The sequence below is a fragment of the Pseudomonas sp. LD120 genome, from assembly GCF_009861525.1.
Lineage (GTDB): Bacteria > Pseudomonadota > Gammaproteobacteria > Pseudomonadales > Pseudomonadaceae > Aquipseudomonas.
Window position 1 is genome coordinate 634,668 of sequence record NZ_WVHL01000003.1, and the last position, 24,246, is coordinate 658,913.

Below are 24,246 nucleotides of genomic sequence, written 5' to 3' on the forward strand. Positions count from 1 at the left end.
ATGCTCCATGCGCGTCTGGGGGATAGGTGCGTGGCGGCGATTGTGATAACATCCGGCGGTTTCCAAGGTGGTCCGATGCGGCTGCCTTCACTGCGCAAATCCATGGCATAACTTGTTGATTTGTCGTAAGTCGGTGCATGGCACTAGGCCTGCAGCGGCGAGCTTCGTTCGTCCCATATGGATGTGACGAAGTTTCACCAGAAAAAGGAATCAGGCTTCTCATGGGCGAACTGGCCAAAGAAATCCTCCCGGTCAATATCGAAGACGAGCTGAAACAGTCCTACCTCGACTACGCGATGAGCGTAATCGTCGGGCGGGCACTGCCTGATGCGCGCGATGGCTTGAAGCCCGTGCACCGGCGTGTGCTGTACGCGATGAGCGAGCTCGGTAACGACTGGAACAAGCCGTACAAGAAATCTGCCCGTGTTGTCGGCGACGTGATCGGTAAGTATCACCCGCACGGTGATACCGCGGTGTACGACACCATCGTTCGTATGGCCCAGCCATTCTCCCTGCGCTACCTGCTGGTAGACGGCCAGGGTAACTTCGGTTCGGTCGACGGCGACAACGCAGCGGCCATGCGATACACCGAAGTGCGCATGACCAAGCTGGCGCACGAGCTGTTGGCCGACCTGCACAAGGAAACCGTGGACTGGGTGCCGAACTACGACGGCACCGAGATGATCCCGGCGGTCATGCCGACCAAGATCCCCAACCTGCTGGTCAACGGTTCCAGCGGTATCGCCGTGGGCATGGCGACCAACATTCCTCCGCACAACCTTGGCGAAGTCATCGATGGGTGCCTGGCGCTGATCGACAACCCTGAACTGACTGTCGATGAGTTGATGCAGTACATCCCCGGTCCGGACTTCCCGACCGCGGCGATCATCAACGGTCGTGAAGGCATCATCGAGGCCTATCGCACTGGCCGTGGCCGCATCTACATGCGCGCCCGTTCGATCATTGAAGACATTGATAAAGTCGGTGGTCGCCAGCAGATCGTCATCACCGAGCTGCCTTACCAGTTGAACAAGGCCCGCCTGATCGAGAAGATCGCCGAGCTGGTGAAAGAGAAGAAGCTGGAAGGCATCACCGAACTGCGCGATGAGTCCGACAAGGACGGTATGCGTGTCGTGATCGAACTGCGTCGTGGCGAAGTGCCTGAGGTGATCCTCAATAACCTCTACGCCCAGACCCAGTTGCAGGCGGTATTCGGTATCAATATCGTGGCACTGATCGATGGCCGCCCACGGATCCTCAACCTCAAGGATCTGTTGGAAGCTTTCGTTCGTCACCGTCGCGAAGTGGTGACCCGGCGCACGGTATTCGAACTGCGCAAGGCTCGCGAGCGTGGCCATATCCTTGAAGGACAGGCTGTTGCCTTGTCCAATATCGATCCGGTCATCGCCTTGATCAAGGCGTCGCCAACCCCGTCGGAAGCCAAAGAAGCGTTGATCAGCACTCCATGGGAGTCCAGCGCGGTGATGACCATGGTCGAGCGTGCCGGTGCAGATTCCTGCCGTCCGGAAAACCTCGATCCGCAATACGGTCTGCGTGATGGCAAGTACTTCCTCTCTCCAGAACAGGCGCAAGCCATTCTGGAGCTGCGCCTGCATCGCCTGACCGGTCTTGAGCATGAAAAGCTGCTGTCCGAATATCAGGAGATTCTCAATCAGATCGGCGAGCTGATTCGCATCCTCAACAGTGCCACGCGCCTGATGGAAGTGATCCGCGAAGAGCTGGAAGTGATCCGCGCCGAGTACGGCGATGTGCGTCGTACCGAGATCCTCGATGCCCGCCTCGACCTGACTCTGGGCGACATGATCCCGGAAGAAGAGCGCGTGGTAACCATTTCCCACAGCGGCTACGCCAAGACCCAGCCGTTGGCTGCATACCAGGCTCAGCGTCGCGGTGGTAAGGGCAAATCCGCCACAGGCGTCAAGGATGAGGACTACATCGCTCACCTGCTGGTAGCCAACAGCCACACCACACTGTTGTTGTTCTCCAGCAAGGGTAAGGTGTACTGGCTGAAGACTTACGAGATTCCTGAAGCGTCCCGTGCCGCTCGCGGTCGTCCATTGGTTAACCTGCTGCCGCTGGACGACGGTGAATACATCACCACCATGTTGCCGGTCGAGGAATACACCGAAGGCCATTACATCTTCATGGCCACCGCCAATGGCACCGTGAAGAAAACCCCGCTGGAATCCTTCAGTCGTCAGCGCAGTGTCGGCCTGATTGCTCTGGAGCTGGACGAAGGCGACGTGCTGATCAGCGCCGCGATCACCGATGGCGAGCGTGAAGTCATGCTGTTCTCCGATGGTGGCAAGGTGACTCGCTTCAAGGAATCCGACGTGCGTGCCATGGGGCGTACCGCTCGCGGTGTCCGTGGTATGCGCTTGGCCGAAGGCCAGAAGCTGATCTCCATGCTGATTCCGGAAGAAGGCAGCCAGATTCTCACCGCTTCCGAGCGTGGTTTCGGCAAGCGCACGGCCATCAGCGAGTTCCCAGAGTACAAGCGTGGCGGTCAGGGCGTTATCGCCATGGTCAGCAACGAGCGTAACGGTCGCCTGGTAGGCGCGGTTCAGGTGCTGGACGGAGAGGAGATCATGCTGATTTCCGATCAGGGCACCCTGGTTCGTACCCGTGTCGACGAAGTGTCGAGCCTGGGCCGTAACACTCAGGGCGTGACCCTGATCAAGCTGGCCAGCGATGAAACCTTGGTAGGCCTGGAGCGGGTGCAGGAGCCATCGGAGATCGAAGGCGAAGAGTACGAAGGTGAAGAGGGCGCTGAATTCGAGGGCACTGTGCTGGATGCGGTAGCCGAGCCGGATGATGCGACCGATGGCCAACAGGCAGACGCCGCAGGCGAAGAAGAGTCGCAAGACTAAATAAATCGTAGCAGGGCAGAGTGTTTGCTCTGTCCGCTACCGTGAATGCATAGCGAGAGTGGATGTGAGCAAACGAGCCTATAACTTCTGCGCAGGTCCCGCTGCGCTACCTGAAGCTGTCCTGTTGCGTGCCCAGGCCGAATTGCTGGATTGGCATGGCAAGGGCCTGTCGGTCATGGAGATGAGTCATCGCAGTGATGAATTCGTGTCCATTGCTACCAAGGCCGAGCAGGATCTGCGTGATCTGCTGGATATCCCCTCGAACTATAAAGTGCTGTTTCTGCAAGGCGGGGCTAGTCAGCAATTTGCCCAGATTCCGCTGAACCTGCTGCCTGAAGGCGGCAAGGCCGACTATATCGACACCGGCATCTGGTCGCAGAAAGCCATTGAAGAAGCCTCCCGTTACGGTCAGGTCAATGTGGCTGCCACTGCCAAGCCTTACGATTACTTTGCAATTCCCGGCCAGAACGAGTGGCAGTTGTCGAAAGACGCCGCCTACGTGCATTACGCGCCGAACGAAACCATTGGCGGCCTGGAGTTCAACTGGATCCCGCAAACCGGTGACGTCCCGCTGGTGGCCGACATGTCGTCCGACATCCTTTCGCGCCCTGTGGATATCTCCCGTTTCGGCATGATCTACGCCGGTGCGCAGAAGAACATCGGCCCCAGCGGCATCCTGGTGAACATCATTCGCGAGGATCTACTGGGTCGTGCCCGTTCCCTGTGCCCGACCATGCTCGACTACAAGGTCGCGGCGGATAACGGCTCGATGTACAACACGCCGCCGACCCTGGCCTGGTACCTGTCCGGCCTGGTGTTCGAATGGCTGAAGGAGCAGGGTGGGGTGGAAGCCATCGCCAAGCTCAACGACGTCAAGCAGCGCACCCTGTATGACTTCATCGATGCCAGCGGCTTGTACAGCAACCCGATCAACAAGTCCGACCGCTCGTGGATGAACGTGCCGTTCCGTCTGGCCGATGATCGCCTGGACAAGCCGTTCCTGGCTGGCGCCGAGGCTCGCGGCCTGCTCAACCTCAAGGGCCATCGCTCGGTGGGCGGCATGCGCGCCTCCATCTACAACGCTGTGGACATCAACGCCGTTAACGCGCTGGTGGCCTACATGGCGGAGTTTGAGAAGGAACACGGCTGATGTCTGAGCAAGAACTCAAGGCCCTGCGTCTGCGCATTGACGCTCTGGACGAGAAAGTTCTGGAGCTGATCAGTGAGCGCGCGCGGTGCGCCCAGGAAGTTGCCCGGGTGAAGATGGCTTCCCTGGCAGAAGGCGAAGTGCCTGTGTTCTATCGTCCTGAGCGTGAAGCTCAGGTGCTCAAGCGGGTGATGGAGCGCAACCAGGGGCCGCTGGGCAATGAAGAGATGGCGCGTCTGTTCCGCGAAATCATGTCTTCGTGCCTGGCGCTGGAGCAGCCGCTGAAGGTGGCTTATCTCGGCCCGGAAGGTACCTTTACCCAGGCGGCGGCCATGAAGCACTTCGGTCACGCGGTGATCAGCAAGCCGATGGCGGCGATCGACGAAGTGTTCCGCGAAGTGGCGGCCGGTGCGGTGAACTTTGGTGTGGTGCCGGTGGAAAACTCCACCGAGGGTGCGGTCAACCATACCCTCGACAGTTTCCTCGAGCATGACATGGTGATCTGCGGCGAAGTCGAACTGCGTATCCACCATCACTTGTTGGTGGGCGAGAACACCAAGACCGACAGCATCAGTCGTATCTACTCCCATGCCCAGTCGCTGGCCCAGTGCCGCAAGTGGCTGGACGCGCACTATCCGAATGTTGAGCGCGTTGCGGTATCCAGTAACGCCGAGGCGGCCAAGCGGGTCAAGGGTGAATGGAACTCGGCGGCTATCGCTGGCGACATGGCGGCAGGCTTGTATGGTCTGACTCGTCTGGCAGAAAAAATCGAGGATCGTCCGGACAACTCCACGCGCTTCTTGATGATCGGTAATCAGGAAGTGCCGCCGACCGGCGACGATAAGACCTCGATCATTGTCTCTATGAGCAACAAGCCCGGCGCCTTGCACGAGCTGTTGGTGCCGTTTCACGACAACGGCATCGACCTGACGCGCATCGAGACCCGGCCCTCGCGCAGCGGCAAGTGGACCTATGTGTTTTTCATCGACTTCGTTGGCCACCACCGTGATCCGTTGATCAAGGATGTGCTGGAGAAGATCAGTCAGGAAGCAGTGGCACTCAAGGTGCTGGGTTCCTACCCGAAAGCGGTTCTCTGAGGCTTTAGCAATGAGTGGCGACTTCCTCGCACTGGCACAACCAGGCGTGCAACAACTTTCGCCTTACGTTCCGGGCAAGCCCGTGGACGAACTGGCCCGTGAGCTGGATATCGATCCGGCCACCATCGTCAAGTTGGCGAGCAACGAAAATCCGCTGGGCGCCAGTCCCAAGGCGCTGGCGGCGATTCGCGACGAGTTGGCGGAACTGACCCGTTACCCAGACGGCAATGGCTTTGCCCTCAAGTCGCTGCTGGCTGGGCGCTGTGGCGTGGCGATCGAGCAGGTTACTTTGGGTAATGGTTCCAACGACATTTTGGAACTGGTGGCGCGGGCCTATCTGGCGCCTGGTTTGAATGCGGTGTTCAGCGAGCACGCGTTTGCTGTCTATCCCATCGTTACTCGGGCGGCTGGTGCTCAGGCACGCGTGGTTCCAGCCAAGAGCTGGGGGCACGATCTGCCGGCGATGCTCGGGGCGATTGATGAGCAGACTCGCGTAGTGTTCATTGCTAATCCGAACAATCCGACGGGTACCTGGTTCGGTGCTGAGGCGTTGGATGAGTTTCTCCAGGATGTACCGGCCCATGTGTTGGTGGTGCTGGATGAGGCCTATATCGAATACGCCGAAGGCAGCGATCTGCCGGATGGTCTGGACTTCCTGGCGGCCTATCCGAATCTGCTGGTGTCGCGGACCTTCTCCAAGGCCTATGGCCTGGCGGCGCTGCGGGTCGGTTATGGGTTGTCGAACCCGGTGGTCGCAGATGTGCTGAACCGTGTACGACAGCCTTTCAACGTCAACAGTCTGGCTTTGGCTGCGGCCTGTGCCGCGTTGCAGGACGCGGACTACCTGGCTGAGAGCCGTCGTTTGAACGAGTCCGGCATGCAGCAACTGGAGGCGGGTTTCGCCGCGTTGGGTTTGCGCTGGATCCCTTCTAAGGGCAACTTCGTGGCCGTGGATGTGGGTTGTGAGGCTGCACCGGTGTTCCAGGGGTTGTTGCGCGAAGGCGTGATTGTGCGTCCAGTGGCCAACTACGGGATGCCGAACCATTTGCGCGTCACCATTGGCTTGCCGGCGGAGAACACTCGTTTCCTTGAGGCTTTGGCCAAGGTTCTGGCCCGTGGGTGATGTCATTCCAGTGCAATCTGCTGCGCCTATGATCGGTCGCCTGGTGGTGATCGGTCTGGGGTTGATTGGCGGCTCCTTTGCCAAGGGGGTGCGCGAAAGTGGTGTATGCCGTGAAGTGGTCGGTGTTGATCTGGATCCACAGTCCCGCCAGCTAGCCGTCGAGCTGGGAGTGGTGGATCGTTGTGAAGAAGACCTGGCTCTGGCTTGTCAGGGCGCGGATGTAATTCAGCTGGCGGTGCCGATCCTGGCTATGGAGAAGCTTCTGGCGTTGCTGGCCAGAATGGATCTGGGGCAGGCGGTGCTGACCGATGTCGGCAGTGCCAAGGGGAATGTGGTGCGCGCGGCACAAGAGGCATTTGCTGGCATGCCGGCGCGCTTCGTCCCCGGGCATCCGATTGCCGGCTCCGAGCAGAGTGGCGTCGAAGCCTCCAATGCCCAGTTGTTCCGTCGCCACAAGGTGATCCTGACGCCTCTGGAACAAACCGATCCGGATGCGTTGGACTTGGTCGACAGGCTTTGGCGTGAACTGGGGGCGGATGTCGAGCACATGCAGGTCGAGCGCCATGACGAGGTTCTGGCGGCGACCAGTCACCTGCCGCACCTGCTGGCGTTCGGTTTGGTCGACTCGTTGGCCAAGCGCAGTGAAAATCTCGATATCTTCCGTTACGCTGCCGGCGGATTCCGCGATTTCACGAGAATCGCCGGTAGTGATCCGGTCATGTGGCACGACATCTTTCTCGCCAATCGCGAAGCGGTTCTGCGCACACTCGATACATTTCGCAACGATCTCGACGCCCTGCGCGACGCGGTCGATGCAGGGGACGGGCATCAGCTGTTGGGCGTATTCACTCGCGCCCGGGTTGCCCGCGAGCATTTCGGTAAAATCCTGGCCCGCCGGGCCTATGTGGACGCTATGAACTCCAATGATCTGATTTTCCTGGCAAATCCTGGTGGCCGCCTGTCTGGGCGGATTCGTGTACCGGGCGACAAATCGATTTCCCACCGCTCCATCATGCTCGGCTCTCTGGCTGAGGGCACCACCGAAGTCGAGGGGTTCCTCGAAGGTGAAGACGCCTTGGCCACGTTGCAGGCGTTTCGTGACATGGGCGTGGTCATCGAAGGACCGCATCATGGTCGCGTGACCATTCATGGGGTTGGCCTGCACGGCTTGAAGCCGGCGCCGGGCCCTATCTATTTGGGCAACTCCGGTACTTCGATGCGTCTGCTCTCCGGTTTGCTGGCTGCACAGAGCTTCGATAGCACGCTGACGGGGGATCTCTCGCTGTCCAAGCGCCCGATGAATCGCGTAGCTAATCCACTGCGGGAAATGGGGGCGGTGATCGAGACGGCGGCCGAAGGTCGCCCACCAATGGTGATCCGTGGTGGGCACAAGCTCAAAGGTCTGGCTTACACCTTGCCAATGGCCAGTGCTCAGGTTAAGTCCTGCCTGTTGCTGGCAGGTTTGTACGCCGATGGGAAGACCACCGTCACCGAGCCTGCGCCGACTCGCGATCATACCGAGCGCATGCTGCGCGGTTTCGGCTACTCGGTGAATGTCGACGGTGCAACCGCGTCGGTTGAATCCGGCGGCAAGCTCAAGGCGACTCATATTGAAGTGCCGGCAGATATCTCCTCTGCTGCGTTCTTCCTGGTTGCCGCGTCGATCGCCGAAGGTTCGGAGCTGGTACTTGAGCACGTAGGGATCAACCCGACCCGTACTGGCGTAATCGATATCCTGCGGCTGATGGGGGCTGATATTCGTCTGGAGAACCAGCGCGAAGTTGGCGGTGAGCCCGTTGCGGATCTGCATGTGCGTGCTGCCAAACTCAAGGGGATCGAGATTCCCGAGGAACTGGTACCGCTGGCAATCGATGAATTCCCAGTGTTGTTCGTGGCGGCGGCCTGCGCTGAAGGTCGCACCGTGCTGCGTGGCGCGGAAGAGCTGCGGGTCAAGGAGTCCGATCGTATTCAGGTCATGGCTGATGGCTTGCTGACCTTGGGAGTCAAGTGTGAGCCGACTCCGGACGGCATCATCATTGATGGTGGGCAGATCGGCGGGGGCGAAGTGCACGGTCACGGTGATCACCGTATTGCCATGGCATTCAGTGTTGCGTCGTTGCGGGCCAATGCACCGATTCGTATTCATGACTGCGCGAACGTCGCGACTTCGTTCCCGAACTTTCTCGCGCTGTGCGCGCAGGTGGGGATTCGTGTCGCGCAAGAGGCGCAATCGTGAATATCAAGGCCCCCGTAATCACCATCGATGGGCCGAGCGGTTCAGGTAAGGGCACCATTGCTGGCAAATTGGCCAAACATCTGGGGTGGTGCCTGCTGGATTCCGGGGCTCTTTACCGGCTGCTGGCTTTCGCCGCACGTAATCACGGTGTTGACCTGACTAACGAAGAGTCGCTGAAGCTGTTGGCGGCTCACTTGGACGTGCAGTTTCTCGGTGCCACTGAAAATCATCCACAGCGGATCATCCTCGAGGGCGATGATGTGACAGACGACCTGCGCAATGAGCAGGTCGGCGCCTGGGCATCTCAGGTAGCGGCTCTGCCGGCTGTTCGTGATGCGTTGTTGCAGCGCCAGCGGGCATTCCAGGAACCGCCGGGGCTGGTTGCGGATGGTCGCGACATGGGGACCGTGGTGTTTCCTGATGCCCCATTAAAAATTTTTCTGACGGCCAGCGCCGAGGAGCGTGCTCGTCGGCGCTACTTGCAGTTGAAGGGGAAAGTCGATGGTGTTAGTCTGTCGAGTCTGCTAGATGAGATACGTGCGCGCGACGAGCGCGACACCCAGCGAGCGGTAGCCCCGCTCAAGCCGGCGGCTGACGCCATACAGCTGGATTCTACGGAATTGTCCATCGATCAGGTGTTGCAGCGCATCTTGAGCGAAATTGCCATTCGCGATTTCGCCGGGTGAACAAGGAAGATCGCGGGGGACCAGTCATAGTCCTGCGGTCTTTCTTTTATATGAACGTAACCCACATTGTCTGGGATGTGGCAGATGGGCGTATTCTTCGCCCTTATCAACAGGAATTAAAATGAGCGAAAGCTTTGCGGAACTCTTTGAAGAAAGCCTAAAAACCCTGAACCTTCAGGCAGGCTCCATCATCACCGGTGTTATCGTCGACATCGACTACCAAGCGCGTTGGGTAACCGTTCACGCTGGTCTGAAGTCTGAAGCACTGATCCCGCTTGAGCAGTTCTACAACGATGCTGGCGAACTGTCCATCAATGTTGGTGATGAAGTTCACGTTGCTCTGGACTCGGTTGAAGACGGTTTCGGTGAAACCAAGCTCTCCCGTGAAAAAGCCAAGCGCGCTGAATGCTGGATCGTTCTGGAAGCAGCCTTCGCAGCCGAAGAAGTGGTTAAGGGCGTTATCAACGGTAAGGTTAAAGGCGGCTTCACAGTCGACGTTAACGGCATCCGTGCGTTCCTGCCAGGTTCTCTGGTTGACGTCCGTCCTGTGCGCGACACTACGCACCTGGAAGGCAAAGAGCTCGAGTTTAAAGTCATCAAGCTCGACCAGAAGCGCAACAACGTTGTCGTTTCCCGCCGTAGCGTCCTCGAAGCCGAGAACTCCGCTGAGCGTGAAGCTCTGCTGGAATCCCTGCAGGAAGGTCAGCAAGTCAAAGGTATCGTCAAGAACCTCACTGACTACGGCGCATTCGTTGATCTGGGCGGCGTCGATGGCCTGCTGCACATCACCGACATGGCTTGGAAGCGCATCAAGCATCCTTCCGAGATCGTCAACGTTGGCGACGAGATCGATGTCAAGGTTCTGAAGTACGATCGCGAGCGCAATCGTGTTTCCCTGGGCCTGAAGCAACTGGGCGAAGATCCATGGGTTGCTATCAAGGCTCGTTACCCAGAAAGCACCCGCGTTACCGCTCGTGTAACCAACCTGACCGACTACGGCTGCTTCGCTGAGCTGGAAGAAGGCGTGGAAGGCCTGGTGCACGTTTCGGAAATGGACTGGACCAACAAGAACATCCACCCTTCGAAAGTCGTACAAGTCGGCGACGAAGTGGAAGTTATGGTTCTGGACATCGACGAAGAGCGTCGTCGTATCTCCCTCGGCATCAAGCAGTGCAAGTCCAACCCATGGGAAGACTTCTCTGGCCAGTTCAACAAGGGCGATAAGATTTCCGGCACCATCAAGTCGATCACCGATTTCGGTATCTTCATCGGTCTGGACGGCGGCATCGATGGTCTGGTTCACCTGTCCGACATCTCCTGGAACGAAGTGGGCGAAGAAGCCGTACGCCGCTTCAAGAAGGGCGACGAGCTGGACACCGTTATCCTGTCGGTTGACCCAGAGCGCGAGCGTATCTCCCTGGGTATCAAGCAACTGGAAAGCGATCCGTTCTCCGAGTACGTTCAAGAGAACGACAAAGGCGCAATCGTTAAGGGTGTTGTAAAAGAAGTTGACGCCAAAGGCGCCATCATCACCCTGGCTAACGATATCGAAGCTACTCTGAAAGCCTCCGAAATCAGCCGCGACCGCATCGAAGATGCGCGTAACGTTCTGAAAGAAGGCGAAGAAGTTGAAGCCAAGATCATCAGCGTTGACCGTAAGAGCCGTGTAATCCAGCTCTCGATCAAGTCGAAAGACGTTGAAGACGAGAAAGAAGCGATCCAAAGTCTGCGCGACAAGCCAGCTGCTTCGGATATCGCTGCTGGTCCTACCACTCTGGGCGACCTGCTGCGTGCACAGATGGAAAAACAGAACTAAGTTCTGTCAGGCCATGAAAAAGGCGACTTCGGTCGCCTTTTTTGTGTCCGAAAATCTTTAAGCTCTTATTCAAAAGGTGGGGACGATACGTAATAAGCTGCCTGTTTCTTAGGCAGGTTGGCTCGTAAGCTTGGGGGTTATTAGGGAGGAGACGGTTAACGGTTGATGCTATTTGGCGAGAGGGGGCTATGGAAGTTGATGGTTCAGGTCTGAGGTAAATGCGGCAAATTCACCGCGTTGGTGTGCGGTTGTCATGTTATCGCTAAGTCTGGGCATTCAGGAAAAGAAGAGGTAGCCTTTTTAGCTGAAATCCTGCAGGTATCTCAGGTGGACATAGCCAGCTACGGGCCAATAGAGGAGCGTATTTTTATCGCCATGCCTTGCTGTGTGAAAGGGAGTATGCGTCACTAGCTCAGTATTTGGGCTGTTCAAAACCTTCGCCACATGCTAAAACCTTTGAAGCACTGACCTAGCTGCTTGAAAAAGAAGGGAAAAATATGACGAAGTCGGAGTTGATCGAGCGAATTGTTACTCATCAAGGGTTGCTGTCATCCAAGGACGTTGAGTTGGCGATCAAGACGATGCTTGAGCAAATGTCGCAGTGTTTAGCGACAGGGGATCGAATTGAGATCCGGGGCTTTGGTAGCTTCTCGCTTCACTATCGGGCTCCTCGTGTAGGTCGGAACCCAAAGACAGGTCAGTCCGTTAGTTTGGATGGAAAATTTGTTCCGCATTTCAAGCCTGGAAAAGAGCTTCGTGATCGAGTGAATGAGGATGAAAGTTGAGTTTAAAGAATATATATTTATGAGGGATTTATTTTATGCTCTTAAGTTTTAGTGCTGGTTATTAAATCCTGGTTTTTTTTGCGTTTTGCTTTTTTGATTTTTTGTGCTGTTTAGAATTTAATATATTGTATGTTAGATGTTTTTTTGGTTCTTCTGAAAACTGGCTCTTGCTTTTTTATTGTCGGATGCATTTTTTATTTTCAATGAGATTCAATTTTATTTTAAGTGTTCAGAATATTATTCTGTAGCGCCGGTTTGAGTAAGGTACGCTAGATAATGAGCAGGATCCTTTTGACAGGAGCGTCCGGTTTTGTAGGTGGTGCTATTTGTGAGTATTTATCTAAGGTTTCGAATTATCAACTAATCGTCGCAATACGTAAACCATTGCAGAGGGGGGTGGGAACCGCGATTGCTGCTCATGTTAATGATATAGATGGTGATACGGATTGGGCTCGGGCTCTATCGGAGTGTGATGTCGTCATACATTCCGCTGCTCGTGTCCATGTAATGTACGAGTCATCTATTGATCCTCTTGCTTCATTTCGAAAAGTTAACGTCGAAGGTACGCTGAATTTGGCACGTCAGGCGGCTCAAATGGGCGTGCGTCGTTTCATATTCATTAGTTCCATCAAAGTCAATGGTGAGGAAACTTTATTGGGGGCATCCTATAAAGCTGATGATGAGCCCTCTCCGCTGGATCCTTACGGTATTTCTAAGATGGAGGCGGAAAAGGGACTTGTAGCTATCGCATCACAAACGGGGATGGAAGTCGTGATCATTCGCCCGCCGCTTGTTTATGGGCCGGGAGTCAAGGCAAACTTCTTGAACATGATGCAATGGTTGCATAGAGGTATTCCCTTGCCTTTAGGGGCAATACACAACCGTCGTAGTTTGGTGGCACTGGGTAATTTGGTAGATTTTATTATGGTCTGCATTGAACATCCTAATGCTGCGAACCAGACTTTTTTGGTCAGTGATGGGGATGATCTTTCAACAACGGAATTGCTGAAAAAAATGGGGCGAGCGTTGGGCAGACCTGCTCGTTTGGTTCCCGTGCCAAGCCAACTCTTCGAGTTCGGCGCTGCTTTGTTGGGAAGAGAAACACTTTCACAGAGGTTGTGTGGATCGCTTCAAGTTGACATTACTAAAAATCGCGACTTGTTGGGTTGGATTCCGCCAGTAAGTGTGGAATCGGCGTTTAGTCTTACTGCTAAGCATTTTCTCGAAACACGAGCATAAATTTTTATGTCGTTTTTAAACTATATTCTTATTATTTAAATGGATGCAGTGCAAAAAATGACTGCTTGCTCATTCGACTTTTGGGGTTGACGTAAACATGGTGATCTGGTGGTTGATGTTGGCTGTGTTTGGCCTGTCGCTTCTGTTGACGTGGTCTCTGCGTCGCTATGCATTAGCGCGTAGCTTGATGGATGTTCCCAATTATCGTAGCTCCCATTCCGTGCCAACCCCTAGAGGGGGCGGTGTCGCAATTGTCGTGAGTTTTCTTACCGCGGCCCCCTTCTTGTACCTTTTTGCTGATATGCCCTGGTCATATATATTGGCTTTATGGGGGGCTGGTGGACTAATAGCAGTAATCGGCTTTCTGGACGATCATGGGCATGTAGCTGCACGGTGGAGGCTGCTTACGCATTTTGCTGCTTCTATTTGGGCGCTGCTCTGGATGCGTGGTTTGCCACCTGTTCAATTGTTGGGGGTCGATTTCGAGCTTTCTTGGCTTGGTCATGTCTTGGCAGTTTTTTATCTGGTCTGGATGCTTAACCTATATAATTTCATGGATGGCATTGATGGCATAGCCAGTGTTCAGGCGGTTACGGTATGTCTTGGAGCATGTGTTATCTATTGGCTGACCGGTAATGTCTCATTGATCTGGCCAGCAATGTTATTGGTGACCGCTGTATTGGGGTTTCTATACTGGAACTTGCCACCTGCACGTATTTTCATGGGAGATGCAGGCAGTGGTTTTCTTGGTCTGGTTTTGGGGATGTTATCAGTACAAGCGGCTTGGAAGTCTCCCAAGTTTCTTTGGGTCTGGTTGATTCTTCTTGGCGTATTTATTGTTGATGCAACCTTTACCCTTATTCGTAGATTGTTGCGCGGAGATAAAGTTTATGAGGCGCATCGTAGTCATGCTTATCAGTTTGCATCTCGTCAGTTCGGTCAGCATTTGCCAGTGACTCTGACGGTTCTCACCATTAACGTACTTTGGTTGTTGCCGATAGCCATATGTGTAGGCCTGTTCAATCTAGATGGTGTTTTTGGGTTAGTGATAGCCTATGTGCCGTTGATTTTCCTGGCTTTTAAATTTCATGCAGGGGAGTTGGAAGAAAGTGTTTGACAGTGGTCAATGCCTGGGGCAGAAAGATACGTGCTTCACATCGGTGTAAAACTTATAGCGAGGTTAGGGGGTGGGGTTCGAAAAGACGATTATGGATAAAGTACGAACATGTCTGTTGAGGCTTCCACGCCGGCAGAAACGAGTCCTGCAGGTGATTGCCGATATTATTTTGGTGTGGGTTGCTCTGTGGATGGCGTTTGTCGTCAGGCTGGGTTTTGAGGACCTGGATAATCCCTTTGTTGTGCATTTTTGGCTTTTTGCCAGTGCCCCAGTTGTCGCTATTCCTTTATTCATCAGGTTCGGAATGTATCGTGCGGTCATGCGTTACTTTGGTAACGATGCCCTTATTGCGATAGTCAAGGCGGTGACCTTGTCGGCGTTGGTTCTCGCATTGGTTGTTTATCTGTATAGTAATCATCAAACAGTAGTACCACGCTCAATCGTGTTTAACTACTGGTGGTTGTCCATGGTAATGATTGGTGGGCTCAGGCTGGGCATGCGCCAATACTTTCTGGGGGACTGGTTCACTGCCGCCCAGCATGTACCGTTTACTAGCCGGGACGATGGTTTGCCCAAGGTGGCTATCTACGGGGCCGGCGCGGCGGGTAATCAGCTAGTTGCTGCCTTACGGTTGGGGCGCCTGATGCGCCCAGTGGCCTTTATCGACGATGACAGCAATATTGCTGATCGGATGATCGCAGGGTTACAGGTATACAAACCCAAGCACTTGCAACAGATGATCGAAGAAACGGGGGCGGGTGAAGTGCTTCTAGCGATCCCCTCATCCACACGTAGTCGCCGTCGAGAAATTCTAGGTTTTCTGGAAGGTTTCCCGCTCCACGTTCGAAGTGTTCCTGGCTTCATGGATCTGGCCAGTGGCCGAGTGAAGGTAGATGACATCCAAGAGGTGGACATCGCGGACCTGCTTGGACGTGACTCTGTTCCTGCACAAGGCGATCTGTTGGCGCATTGTATCAAGGGGAAAACTGTTCTTGTGACAGGCGCCGGCGGATCTATTGGCTCTGAACTATGTCGACAGATTCTGAAGTTGGGACCTACTACGCTAATATTGCTCGATCACAGCGAATTTAATCTTTATAGTATTTTGTCCGAGCTTGAACAGCGCATTTCGAGAGAGTCACTTATTGTTAAGTTGCTACCTATTCTAGGTTCGGTTCGTGATTACGAGAAGTTATTCTCTATTATGAAGGTTTGGAGTGTAGAGACGGTTTATCACGCGGCAGCTTATAAGCACGTGCCTATGGTGGAGCATAATATTGCCGAAGGTGTGCTGAATAATGTAATGGGCACGCTCAATACCGCGCAAGCCGCCTTGCAGTCCGGTGTTGCTAATTTTGTGCTGATTTCCACCGATAAGGCCGTTCGCCCAACTAATGTAATGGGCAGTACCAAGCGATTGGCGGAACTCACCTTGCAGGCGTTGAGCAACGAAATAGCTCCAGTCTTGTTCAATGACCCGTCGGGTATTTCACGCGTCAATAAAACGCGTTTCACCATGGTACGTTTTGGTAATGTTTTGGGCTCCTCAGGTTCGGTGATTCCGCTTTTTCACAAGCAAATAACGTCTGGCGGTCCATTGACGGTTACTCACCCCAAAATAACGCGCTACTTCATGACCATTCCCGAAGCCGCCCAGTTGGTTATTCAGGCGGGTTCGATGGGGCAGGGCGGTGATGTATTCGTGTTGGATATGGGGGAACCAGTAAAAATCGTCGAGTTGGCAGAAAAGATGATTCATCTCTCAGGGCTGAGTGTTCGTTCGGAAAAAAATCCTCACGGTGATATTGCTATTGAGTTCACAGGGCTGCGTCCAGGTGAAAAGCTTTACGAAGAGTTACTGATTGGTGACAACGTAGTGGCTACTCAACATCCTATGATCATGAGTGCTAATGAGGATTATCTGTCTTGGGAGGTACTCAAGGCTAAACTCAACGAACTCCTTGCAGCGATTGATTCAGATGACTATGCAAGAGTTCGTCAACTGCTTCGTGAGACGGTAAGTGGTTATGCTCCGGATGGTGAAATCGTCGATTGGGTTTATCAGCAGCGACGTCTCAAACCCTGAGTCAACACAACCGGTAACCTTCTCACCTTTGACTTGCTTCCGGCATCACCTAAGTTTGGAAGGCAGCTTCGGAAAAGCTGCCTTCCTTATCGATGTCATGGAGCGTCATTATGCGTAACTCTTATTTCTCTTCTTTAATCTTTGCTTTGCTCGCTAGCTTCGCACTTGTTACTCAAGCGGCGCCGCCTACTGACGGGCAAGCTCCCTCTTCTGTAATTGCGGGGCAGTCAGCTGCTCAAGTTAGCAGGATTAACTTGAATACGGCTGATGTAGCTGTTCTGCAGCGCGAGCTTTTCGGGATTGGTGAGGCGAAGGCTAAGGCAATAGTCGCTTATCGAGAGGAGAATGGTCTTTTTGCTTCGGTGGATGAGTTGCTCGAAGTTAAAGGTATTGGCAAGACCATTCTTGAGCGTAATCGGGACAAACTTGAAGTCAATTGACTTGACACGTTAACGGTCGAGGGCCGGTCTTTGACCGGCCTTTTAATGTATGCGGTGACTGGTGCCCTTTCACAACCACGGCAACCGTAGATCTTGGTAAGCGGTAAGCGCCCCATAAAGCCCACATTCCAAGTCGAAATCTGATGCTCGAAGCTGTGCTCCTCAACTCTTTCAGGAGCCAGTACCTCATGATGCGACCCGATGCAAAAGTGGAAAAAGTCTACCTCTACCCCAAGCCCGTAGACTTTCGAAAATCCATAGACGGTCTGACCGCGCTGGTAGAGCTGGACATCAAAGTCGCCGTGTTCGATCCGGTACTTTTTGTCTTCCTCAACAAAGCCCGTAACCGCATCAAAGTGTTGTATTGGGAGCGCAACGGCTTCTGTCTTTGGCTCAAACGCCTTGAATCCGAACGGTTCAAAACCTCCCCTGACGACACGAATGAAGTCATTGTCCTGACGGCTCAGGAACTGAACTGGTTACTCGACGGTTTTGATCTGTGGCGCAACCGGCCACATCAGGTTTTGACGCCGCGATTTGTCGCATAGTTGGATATAATCCGGGCCATGATTTCCATGCCCGACGACCTCCCTGATGATCCGGTTCTGCTCAAGCAAATGCTTGTGCAGATGCTCAGTGAGCGTCAGGTGGACAAAGACCAGATTGTTGACCTGAAAGAGCAGATCAAACTATGGCGTGAACGTTTTTTCGGGCGTAAGTCAGAGCAAACCATCGATCCGCAGACGCCGCAGCTCGTGCTCTTTAATGAACCCGAAAGCTTTGCGGTTCCGGTCTCCGACACCTCTGACGAAGAAGTCGTTGCCCCGACTAAACGCCGAGGTAAACGTAAACCACTATCAGCCGATCTGCCTCGGATCGAGGTCATCCACGAACTACCCGAACACGAACTGACTTGCGGCTGCGGTTGCCGCAAACACGCCATCGGCGAAGAAACCAGCGAACAGCTAGAGATCGTGCCGATGCAGATCCGCGTGATCAAACATATCCGCAAAGTCTACGGCTGCCGGGGCTGCGAAGCAGCCCCGGTCACGGCTGACAAACCTACGCAACTGATCGAAAAGAGCATGGCCAGCCCCAGCGTGCTGGCCATGCTGCTAACGACTAAATACGTCGATGGTCTGCCGCTGCACCGCTTCGAAAAAGTCCTCGCTCGCCACGGTGTCGAGATCCCTCGGCAAACTCTGGCTCGCTGGGTGATCCAGTGCAGCGAACACTTCCAGCCACTGCTGAATTTGATGCGTGACCGCCTGCTGGAAAGTCCGGTCATCCACTGCGATGAAACCCGTGTCCAGGTGTTGAAAGAGCCGGATCGAGATCCGACCAGCCAATCCTGGATGTGGGTGCAAGCCAGCGGCCCGCCAGATCGTAAAGTCGTGTTGTTTGACTACACGTCCAGTCGTGCGCAGGAGGTGCCGTTACGGCTGCTGGAAAGTTATCGCGGTTATGTCATGACCGACGACTACGCCAGCTATAACGCGTTGGCGTTGCAATCGGGTGTGGAGCGCTTGGCGTGCATGGCCCATGCACGACGCAAGTTCGTGGACGCGCAAAAAGTGCAGCCCAAGGGTAAAACCGGACGGGCCGATATCGCACTGACGATGATCAACAAGCTGTACGGGATCGAGCGTGAACTTAAGGAAGCCGATGATGAACAGCGGTTTATCGTTCGCCAGGAAAAGAGCCTGCCGATCTTGGGGCAGCTGAAAGTCTGGTTGGATAAAACCCAATCCCAGGTGACGCCGCAAAGTGCATTAGGCAAGGCGGTGCATTATCTGGCGAATAACTGGAGCCGACTGGAGCGTTATGTCGAAGCGGGTTATTTGCCCATCGACAACAACGCGGCCGAAAGAGCGATCAAGCCGTTTGTCATCGGACGCAAGGCCTGGTTGTTCAGCGATACCGTCAATGGCGCCAGTGCCAGCGCGAAGATCTACAGCCTGGTCGAGACCGCCAAGGTCAACGGCCAAGAGCCTTATACGTGGCTACGCCACGTACTAGAGCGGCTGCCGCATGCCTCGTCAGTAAAGGACTACGAGGCGCTACTGCCGTGGAACTGCTCGCCCGAAATGCCACAGTAAACCGTTGACCCACTGTTGGGCAGGTGGGGTTTATGGATCGCATACCTTTCGTGGCGATGTTCATCGCCGACTTCTTTTAAATCTCGCTCGATACCGTAAAGCTTGTTGATTGTAGTGGTCTACTAACTCCGGACACCTTTTTAGGCGAAGATGATCGCCACACAGAGGTGTTCAATGAGCAGACAACGACGTACTTTCACCCCTGCCTTCAAGCGTGAGGCTGCCAGCCTGGTGCTCGACCAAGGCTATAGCTGCCCTGAGGCCGCCAAATCCCTCGATGTAGGTGAGACCGCATTGCGGCGCTGGGTTGCCCAGTTGCAACTGGAACGTGGAGGCGTTACGCCGACTGCCAAGGCGCTTACACCGGAGCAGCAGACGATTCAGGAGCTTCAGGCCCGCATCAACCGGCTGGAGCTTGAGAAAAAAATCTTAAAGGAGGCCACTGCGCTCTTGATGGCCGAGGAACACGGGCGCAGACGTTGAAGTCGATTCGGCAGTTGGCCAAGCACTATCCCGTCCAGCTGTTGTGTTCAGTGTTCGAGCTGCCCCGATCCTGTTATTACGCCCATTTGGCCCGGCGGCGTCGTATCGATGTTCGCCGGGTGAGCCTGCGCAGCCGCATCAACGAACTGTTCAGCCAAAGCCGTAGTTCTGCCGGCAGCCGCAGTATCGTTGCCATGCTTCGCGACGAGGGCGTTGAGGTGGGACGCTTCAAGGTCAGAAGCTTGATGAAGGAACAAGGATTGATCAGCAAGCAGCCCGGTTCTCACGCTTACAAGAAAGCCACGGTTGAACGTCCTGACATTCCCAACCTCCTCGATCGGCAGTTCGCCGTGGCAGCGCCGAACAGGGCCTGGTGCGGCGACATCACCTACATCTGGGCGCAAGGGCGATGGCATTACCTGGCCGTTGTATTGGATTTGTACAGCCGCAGGGTGGTGGGTTGGGCAATGTCTTCCAGGCCTGATGCCGATCTGGTCATCAAGGCGCTCGACAGGGCGTATGAAATGCGTGGCAGACCACGGGGCGTCCTATTTCACAGCGATCAGGGAAGCCAATACGGCAGCCGCAGTTTCCGACGGCGACTGTGGCGCTATCGGATGACTCAAAGCATGAGCAGACGGGGAAACTGCTACGACAACTCGCCAATGGAGCGGCTGTTTCGTAGCCTGAAAACCGAGTGGGTGCCGACGGTGGGCTACATGACGACGGCGTTGGCCGAGCAGGACATCGGCCGATACCTCATGCAGCGATACAACTGGACACGGCCACATCAGTACAACGGCTTCGTGCCGCCAGCGGTTGTTGAGGAAAAACTCAATTCAGTGTCCGGAAATTGTTGACCACTACAGATCAGATTCAGGGCGATATCAGCACGCCCGGTTTTGCCTTTAGGCTGCACCTTTTGCGCCTCGACAAACTTGCGTCGCGCATGTGCCCAACAGCCTAAACGTTCGACACCGGATTGCGCGCCCAAGGCGTTATAACCAGCGTAATCATCGGTCATCAGGTAGCCGCGATAACCTTCGAGCAGGCGCGATGGAACCTCCTGCGCCCGGCTGGTCGAGTAGTCAAAAAGGATGACGGGCTGATCCGGCGGCCCGCCGGTTTGCACCCACATCCAGGATTGACTGGTCGGCTCTCGATCAGGCTCTTTCAGCACCTGCACGCGCGTTTCGTCGCAGTGGATGACGCGACTTTCCAGCAGTCGATCACGCATCAAGTTGAGCAAGGGTTGCAGGTGTTCGCCGCACTGGATAACCCAGCGTGCCAAGGTTTGTCGTGGAATATCGACGCCGTGGCGACCAAGTACTTTTTCGAAGCGATGCAGGGGCAGGCCATCGACGTATTTGGTCGTCAGCAACATCGCCAAAACGCTGGAGCTAGCCATGCTCTTTTCGATCAGCTGCGCCGGTTTGTCGGCGGTGACCAGCGCGGTTTCACAGCCACGGCAGGCGTAGACCTTGCGCACATGTTTGATCACGCGGATTTGCATCGGCACGATCTCGAGCTGCTCGCTGATTTCCTCGCCAATGCTGTGTTTACGGCAACCGCAGGTGCAGGTCAGCTCGTGATCGGGCAGCTCGTGAATGACTTCGATACGTGGAAGATCGGCGGGCAGAGGCTTGCGTTTGCCCCGTCGTTTGCTCGGCGCTACGACTTCTTCTTCAACCGTTTCGTCGACAGACTCGGCCACGCTTTCAGCTTCGTTGAACAAGGCCATTTGCGGGGTCGCGGGATCGGCTGTCTGCTCTGACTTGCGCCCGAAAAGGCGCTGACGCAACAGCGCGTTTTCTTCTTCAAGATGAACGATCTTGCCCTTATCCGACTCGCGCTCACTCAGCATTTTCTCAAGCAGTTGCTTGAGCAAAACAGGGTCGTCAGGAAGGTCTTTTGGCATGGAAATCATGCTCTGGATTATACCGAATCAGGCGACGAATCGAGGCGTCAAAACTTGATGCGGCCGGTTGCGCCACAAATCAAAACCGTCCAATAACCAGTTGAGTTCTTGAACCGTCAGCACGATGGCTTCATCCGAACAATCCGGCGATGTTTTGAAGCGCTCGGATTCCAAGCGCTTCAGCCAAAGGCAAAAGCCGTTGCGTTCCCAATATAAAATCTTCACTCGGTTTCGAGGCTTGTTGAGGAAGACGAAAAGCACCGGATCAAACACCGCGACCTTGATGTCCAGTTCGACCAGAGCGGCGAGGCCGTCGATGGATTTTCGGAAGTCAACGGGCTTGGGGTACAGATAGACTAATGAGATGGTCACCCTCACACCTTGCGAGGGCTACGCTTTCGCAGGGTGTTTTATTTTCGGAGGCCATCATCATGAGCGATTTAACGCTGGTAGGTGTCGATCTCGGTAAGCATAGTTTCCACCTGCACGGCCAAGACAAGCCAGGCCGAGAGGTGTTTCGCAAGAAGCTCTCACGGCAGCAGATGATGAGGTTCTTCGGCAATATCCCGACATGCACCGTAGTGATGGAGGCCTGCGCCGGCTCGCATTTTGTGGCTAGGGAACTGATAGCGATGGGGCATCAGGCCAAGCTGATTTCGCCGCAGTTCGTTCGCCCTTTTGTCAAAAGCAACAAGAACGACTTTGTGGATGCTGAGGCGATCTGCGAAGCAGCTACGCGTCCGACGATGCGTTTCGTGGCACCCAAGACCGAGTCTCAGCAGATACTTTCAATCATGCATCGCACGCGGGAGTCGTTGGTGCACGATCGCACGAAAGCGGTCAATCAGATGCATGGCTTTCTGCTTGAGTTCGGAATCAGCCTACCTAAAGGTCCGACAATGATGAAGCGCTTGGGGAATATTCTGGCCGAGCATGAACTGCCGGTTCGACTGACGGTGTTGCTACAGCGATTGCATCAGCACTTCAGTTATCTGAATGAGCAAATCAAGGAAATGGATAAAGAGCTTGTAGGCCAACTGGCCGACGATGATCTGGGCAGTCGTTTGCTGAGCATACCGTGTGTCGGCCCGATCACCGCCAGCCTTTTGGCTGCCGAAATGGGGGATGGTAAACAATACGGGTGTAGCCGTGACTTCGCCGCGTCCGTTGGACTGGTGCCCCGGCAGTACAGCACGGGCGGCAAGGCGAATCTGCTGGGGATCAGCAAACGAGGCGATAAGAACCTCAGACGGTTGTTGGTGCAGTGCGCCAGGGTTTACATGTTTAGGCTAAAATATCAGCACGGCGCGTTGGCCGATTGGGTGCGCTCAATGCTCTGTCGTCGCCACTCAAACGTGGTGGCCTGTGCCTTGGCGAACAAACTGGCAAGAATCGCCTGGGCGATAGCGGCCCACCATACACAATTTGAAGCAGGGCCAGACGCTTTAGCGGCCTGATCCTACTGTTGTGCTGTACCACGAACGATCCTTCCAGGTTTTGCGATAACTGAACAATTGATGATGTGAACGGCCCACCGGCCTGGTAAAGAACCTGTGTCGAAAATCGGCTTTCGAATCCGATAGACTTTTAAGGATTGCCAGGCGCGACTCTCATCGTGGCGCGGAGCGTGCTCCGTCCAGACGCCGGATAGATTTAGGCAAACCAACTAACCATCACTGATCAGCATTGCAAAAAAGGAGGTGACCATAGATTTTTCGACTTTTGCGTCGGGACGCATCATGAGGTGCTGGCTCTGGAAAGAAATCGGGAGCACAGCATCGGGGATCAGGTGATGACTTTGAATGTGGAGTTCATGGAGCGCTTACAAACGCCTTGAATCCGAACGGTTCAAAACCTCCCCTGACGACACGAATGAAGCCATTGTCCTGACGGCTCAGGAACTGAACTGGTTACTCGACGGTTTTGATCTGTGGCGCAACCGGCCACATCAGGTTTGTATGCGATCCATAAACCCCACATTCAAAGTGCCAAGCTTGTAACCGCTCCATGAACTACACATTCAAAGCACTCCCCTGACGCCGGATGCTGTGCTCCCGTTTTTCTCCGGAGCCAGCCCCGCCATGATGCGACCCGACGCCAAAGTCGAAAAAGTGTACCTCTACCCCAAACCCGTGGACTTGCGAAAATCCATCGACGGCCTCGCCGCTCTGGTTTATGGATCGCATACAGTCTATCTCTACCCCAAGCCAGTCTGGCAAATAACGCATCTGAGAATCCTCCGCAACTAGGCCGCTAGTTTAACCAAGGTTTATCAGGTCACGCGCTACTTCCAAGCCGGCTTTGTCGTGCCGTTACAGTTTATAGACAGGTTCCATGGGGGGAGAGGATGTGGCTGATTGGCACGCTAAATGGTTACTGATTAGCTGAAAGTTGTTGAACAATCTTAAGGTGTTTCCATGAGCGATGGTTTATCCCTGGCGGATCACATCACGCTGGAGCTGCGTGCGGACATTATCGCTGGTCGGCTGCTGCCCGGTATGGCGTTGGTAGAGGGGGATCTGGTCAATGCCTATAACGCTTCGCGCAATACGATTCGTGAAGCTCTGCATCGTTTGGGGCAGGACGGGCTTGCTGTCTATGTGCGTCATAAAGGGGTGATGGTCCGCCGCCTCAACAGTGATGACGTGCGTGACTTGTTCCGGGTGCGCCGTACCTTGGAGTTGCAGGCGATCGTCCAGGCTCGGCCGCTGCGCGAATATCAGTCCGATTGGATGCTTGATGCCATCGAGGCGGCCGAGCTAGCCAGGCAGCGTGAGGACTGGCGCGCCGTCGGTACTCAGGGTTTGCGCTTTCATCAGCAAGTGGTGGGGCTACTGGGTTCCCCTCTGTTCGATGAGTTTTTCACCAATGTGGTGGCGCAATTGCGATTGGTGTTTTGTTCGGTGCCCGATGAAGCGCGGTTCCAGGGCCCTTGGCTGGCTCGGGATCGGCAGATTCATGAGTGGTTGCTGGAAGGCGATAGAGCCTCCGCCAGCGATGCTATGGCGTCGTATCTGCAGGATTCCGAACGACTGTTGTTGAACATTCTTAGTCAATCCCTGCATCACTGAGTGAGGGCGATA

General features: G+C 54.8%; 19 protein-coding genes and 1 pseudogene. 18 read left to right on the plus strand and 2 right to left on the minus strand.

The window, feature by feature from the left end; all coding sequences use genetic code 11:
• Positions 1 to 221: 221 nt before the first annotated feature.
• From gyrA to PLD_RS09270, 15 genes are all read left to right on the plus strand, one after another.
• Complete coding sequence (gyrA, locus tag PLD_RS09200; RefSeq protein WP_159891914.1) at positions 222 to 2,891, plus strand: DNA gyrase subunit A; 2,670 nt, start codon at positions 222 to 224, stop codon at positions 2,889 to 2,891.
• 64 nt (positions 2,892 to 2,955) lie between these two features.
• A complete protein-coding gene (gene serC, locus PLD_RS09205; RefSeq protein ID WP_159891916.1) occupies positions 2,956 to 4,041 on the plus strand; it encodes a 3-phosphoserine/phosphohydroxythreonine transaminase in 1,086 nt (361 codons plus the stop codon).
• Entirely contained in the window at positions 4,041 to 5,135 is a 1,095-nt protein-coding gene (gene pheA, locus PLD_RS09210) for a prephenate dehydratase (RefSeq protein WP_016964092.1), read from the plus strand. Before serC ends, pheA begins: the two co-directional genes overlap by 1 nt.
• A 10-nt stretch (positions 5,136 to 5,145) precedes the next feature.
• Positions 5,146 to 6,258: a histidinol-phosphate transaminase gene (hisC, locus tag PLD_RS09215; protein ID WP_159891918.1), complete on the plus strand. Its 1,113-nt coding sequence runs from the start codon at positions 5,146 to 5,148 to the stop codon at positions 6,256 to 6,258.
• 28 nt (positions 6,259 to 6,286) lie between these two features.
• Positions 6,287 to 8,494, plus strand: coding sequence for a bifunctional prephenate dehydrogenase/3-phosphoshikimate 1-carboxyvinyltransferase (locus tag PLD_RS09220; RefSeq protein ID WP_159893454.1), 2,208 nt, complete (start codon positions 6,287 to 6,289; stop codon positions 8,492 to 8,494).
• Entirely contained in the window at positions 8,491 to 9,180 is a 690-nt protein-coding gene (gene cmk / locus PLD_RS09225; RefSeq protein ID WP_159891920.1) for a (d)CMP kinase, read from the plus strand. Before PLD_RS09220 ends, cmk begins: the two co-directional genes overlap by 4 nt.
• Before the next feature lie 121 nt (positions 9,181 to 9,301).
• On the plus strand, positions 9,302 to 10,996 hold the full coding sequence (gene rpsA, locus PLD_RS09230) for a 30S ribosomal protein S1 (RefSeq protein WP_007931318.1): 1,695 nt from the start codon (positions 9,302 to 9,304) through the stop codon (positions 10,994 to 10,996).
• A gap of 497 nt (positions 10,997 to 11,493) precedes the next feature.
• Positions 11,494 to 11,781, plus strand: coding sequence for an integration host factor subunit beta (gene ihfB / locus PLD_RS09235; protein WP_159891922.1), 288 nt, complete (start codon positions 11,494 to 11,496; stop codon positions 11,779 to 11,781).
• Positions 11,782 to 12,057: 276 nt separating this feature from the next.
• Positions 12,058 to 13,020 carry an SDR family oxidoreductase gene (locus PLD_RS09240; protein WP_159891924.1) on the plus strand — a complete coding sequence of 321 codons (963 nt, stop codon included), beginning with the start codon at positions 12,058 to 12,060 and terminating at the stop codon, positions 13,018 to 13,020.
• Between the two features lie 97 nt (positions 13,021 to 13,117).
• The gene (locus PLD_RS09245; protein ID WP_159891926.1) at positions 13,118 to 14,137 is read left to right on the plus strand and encodes a glycosyltransferase family 4 protein; all 1,020 of its coding nucleotides are present in this window, start codon (positions 13,118 to 13,120) and stop codon (positions 14,135 to 14,137) included.
• A gap of 91 nt (positions 14,138 to 14,228) precedes the next feature.
• On the plus strand, positions 14,229 to 16,223 hold the full coding sequence (locus PLD_RS09250) for a nucleoside-diphosphate sugar epimerase/dehydratase (RefSeq protein WP_159891928.1): 1,995 nt from the start codon (positions 14,229 to 14,231) through the stop codon (positions 16,221 to 16,223).
• 110 nt (positions 16,224 to 16,333) lie between these two features.
• Positions 16,334 to 16,663 carry a helix-hairpin-helix domain-containing protein gene (locus PLD_RS09255; protein WP_159891930.1) on the plus strand — a complete coding sequence of 110 codons (330 nt, stop codon included), beginning with the start codon at positions 16,334 to 16,336 and terminating at the stop codon, positions 16,661 to 16,663.
• Between the two features lie 188 nt (positions 16,664 to 16,851).
• Positions 16,852 to 17,211, plus strand: a complete 360-nt coding sequence (gene tnpB / locus PLD_RS09260) for an IS66 family insertion sequence element accessory protein TnpB (RefSeq protein ID WP_256674581.1) — start codon at positions 16,852 to 16,854, stop codon at positions 17,209 to 17,211.
• 18 nt (positions 17,212 to 17,229) lie between these two features.
• Complete coding sequence (locus tag PLD_RS09265; RefSeq protein ID WP_159891932.1) at positions 17,230 to 18,762, plus strand: IS66 family transposase; 1,533 nt, start codon at positions 17,230 to 17,232, stop codon at positions 18,760 to 18,762.
• Between the two features lie 174 nt (positions 18,763 to 18,936).
• Positions 18,937 to 20,105 (plus strand): IS3 family transposase gene (locus PLD_RS09270; protein WP_159890010.1). Its coding sequence is split into 2 segments (ribosomal slippage): positions 18,937 to 19,198 and positions 19,198 to 20,105, totalling 1,170 coding nucleotides; the frame shifts between segments, so codons are not numbered across the junction.
• Positions 20,106 to 20,113: 8 nt separating this feature from the next.
• On the opposite strand, the pseudogene PLD_RS09275 reads toward PLD_RS09270, so the two are convergent.
• Both PLD_RS09275 and tnpB (PLD_RS09280) read right to left on the minus strand, forming a co-directional pair.
• A pseudogene (locus tag PLD_RS09275) lies at positions 20,114 to 21,172 on the minus strand (IS66 family transposase); the annotation flags it as partial.
• A gap of 18 nt (positions 21,173 to 21,190) precedes the next feature.
• On the minus strand, positions 21,191 to 21,535 hold the full coding sequence (tnpB, locus tag PLD_RS09280; RefSeq protein WP_256674582.1) for an IS66 family insertion sequence element accessory protein TnpB: 345 nt from the start codon (positions 21,533 to 21,535) through the stop codon (positions 21,191 to 21,193).
• 59 nt (positions 21,536 to 21,594) lie between these two features.
• Between tnpB (PLD_RS09280) and PLD_RS09285 the strand changes: the two genes are divergently transcribed.
• The 3 genes from PLD_RS09285 to PLD_RS09295 all read left to right on the plus strand — a co-directional run bounded on the left by PLD_RS09285 (position 21,595) and on the right by PLD_RS09295 (position 24,234).
• The gene (locus tag PLD_RS09285; RefSeq protein ID WP_159891936.1) at positions 21,595 to 22,620 is read left to right on the plus strand and encodes an IS110 family transposase; all 1,026 of its coding nucleotides are present in this window, start codon (positions 21,595 to 21,597) and stop codon (positions 22,618 to 22,620) included.
• Between the two features lie 345 nt (positions 22,621 to 22,965).
• Positions 22,966 to 23,163: an IS66 family insertion sequence element accessory protein TnpB gene (gene tnpB / locus PLD_RS09290; protein ID WP_159891938.1), complete on the plus strand. Its 198-nt coding sequence runs from the start codon at positions 22,966 to 22,968 to the stop codon at positions 23,161 to 23,163.
• A gap of 417 nt (positions 23,164 to 23,580) precedes the next feature.
• A complete protein-coding gene (locus PLD_RS09295) occupies positions 23,581 to 24,234 on the plus strand; it encodes a GntR family transcriptional regulator (RefSeq protein ID WP_159891940.1) in 654 nt (217 codons plus the stop codon).
• Positions 24,235 to 24,246: the final 12 nt, after the last annotated feature.

Bases quoted from the DNA above. Each gene is read 5' to 3' on its own strand.
- gyrA (WP_159891914.1), top strand. From the start codon at position 222: ATGGGCGAACTGGCCAAAGAAATCCTCCCGGTCAATATCGAAGACGAG.
- pheA (WP_016964092.1), top strand. From the start codon at position 4,041: ATGTCTGAGCAAGAACTCAAGGCCCTGCGTCTGCGCATTGACGCTCTG.
- hisC (WP_159891918.1), top strand. From the start codon at position 5,146: ATGAGTGGCGACTTCCTCGCACTGGCACAACCAGGCGTGCAACAACTT.
- PLD_RS09220 (WP_159893454.1), top strand. From the start codon at position 6,287: ATGATCGGTCGCCTGGTGGTGATCGGTCTGGGGTTGATTGGCGGCTCC.
- rpsA (WP_007931318.1), top strand. From the start codon at position 9,302: ATGAGCGAAAGCTTTGCGGAACTCTTTGAAGAAAGCCTAAAAACCCTG.
- ihfB (WP_159891922.1), top strand. From the start codon at position 11,494: ATGACGAAGTCGGAGTTGATCGAGCGAATTGTTACTCATCAAGGGTTG.
- PLD_RS09240 (WP_159891924.1), top strand. From the start codon at position 12,058: ATGAGCAGGATCCTTTTGACAGGAGCGTCCGGTTTTGTAGGTGGTGCT.
- PLD_RS09245 (WP_159891926.1), top strand. From the start codon at position 13,118: ATGGTGATCTGGTGGTTGATGTTGGCTGTGTTTGGCCTGTCGCTTCTG.
- PLD_RS09250 (WP_159891928.1), top strand. From the start codon at position 14,229: ATGGATAAAGTACGAACATGTCTGTTGAGGCTTCCACGCCGGCAGAAA.
- PLD_RS09255 (WP_159891930.1), top strand. From the start codon at position 16,334: ATGCGTAACTCTTATTTCTCTTCTTTAATCTTTGCTTTGCTCGCTAGC.
- tnpB (WP_256674581.1), top strand. From the start codon at position 16,852: ATGATGCGACCCGATGCAAAAGTGGAAAAAGTCTACCTCTACCCCAAG.
- PLD_RS09265 (WP_159891932.1), top strand. From the start codon at position 17,230: ATGATTTCCATGCCCGACGACCTCCCTGATGATCCGGTTCTGCTCAAG.
- PLD_RS09285 (WP_159891936.1), top strand. From the start codon at position 21,595: ATGAGCGATTTAACGCTGGTAGGTGTCGATCTCGGTAAGCATAGTTTC.
- tnpB (WP_159891938.1), top strand. From the start codon at position 22,966: ATGTGGAGTTCATGGAGCGCTTACAAACGCCTTGAATCCGAACGGTTC.
- PLD_RS09295 (WP_159891940.1), top strand. From the start codon at position 23,581: ATGAGCGATGGTTTATCCCTGGCGGATCACATCACGCTGGAGCTGCGT.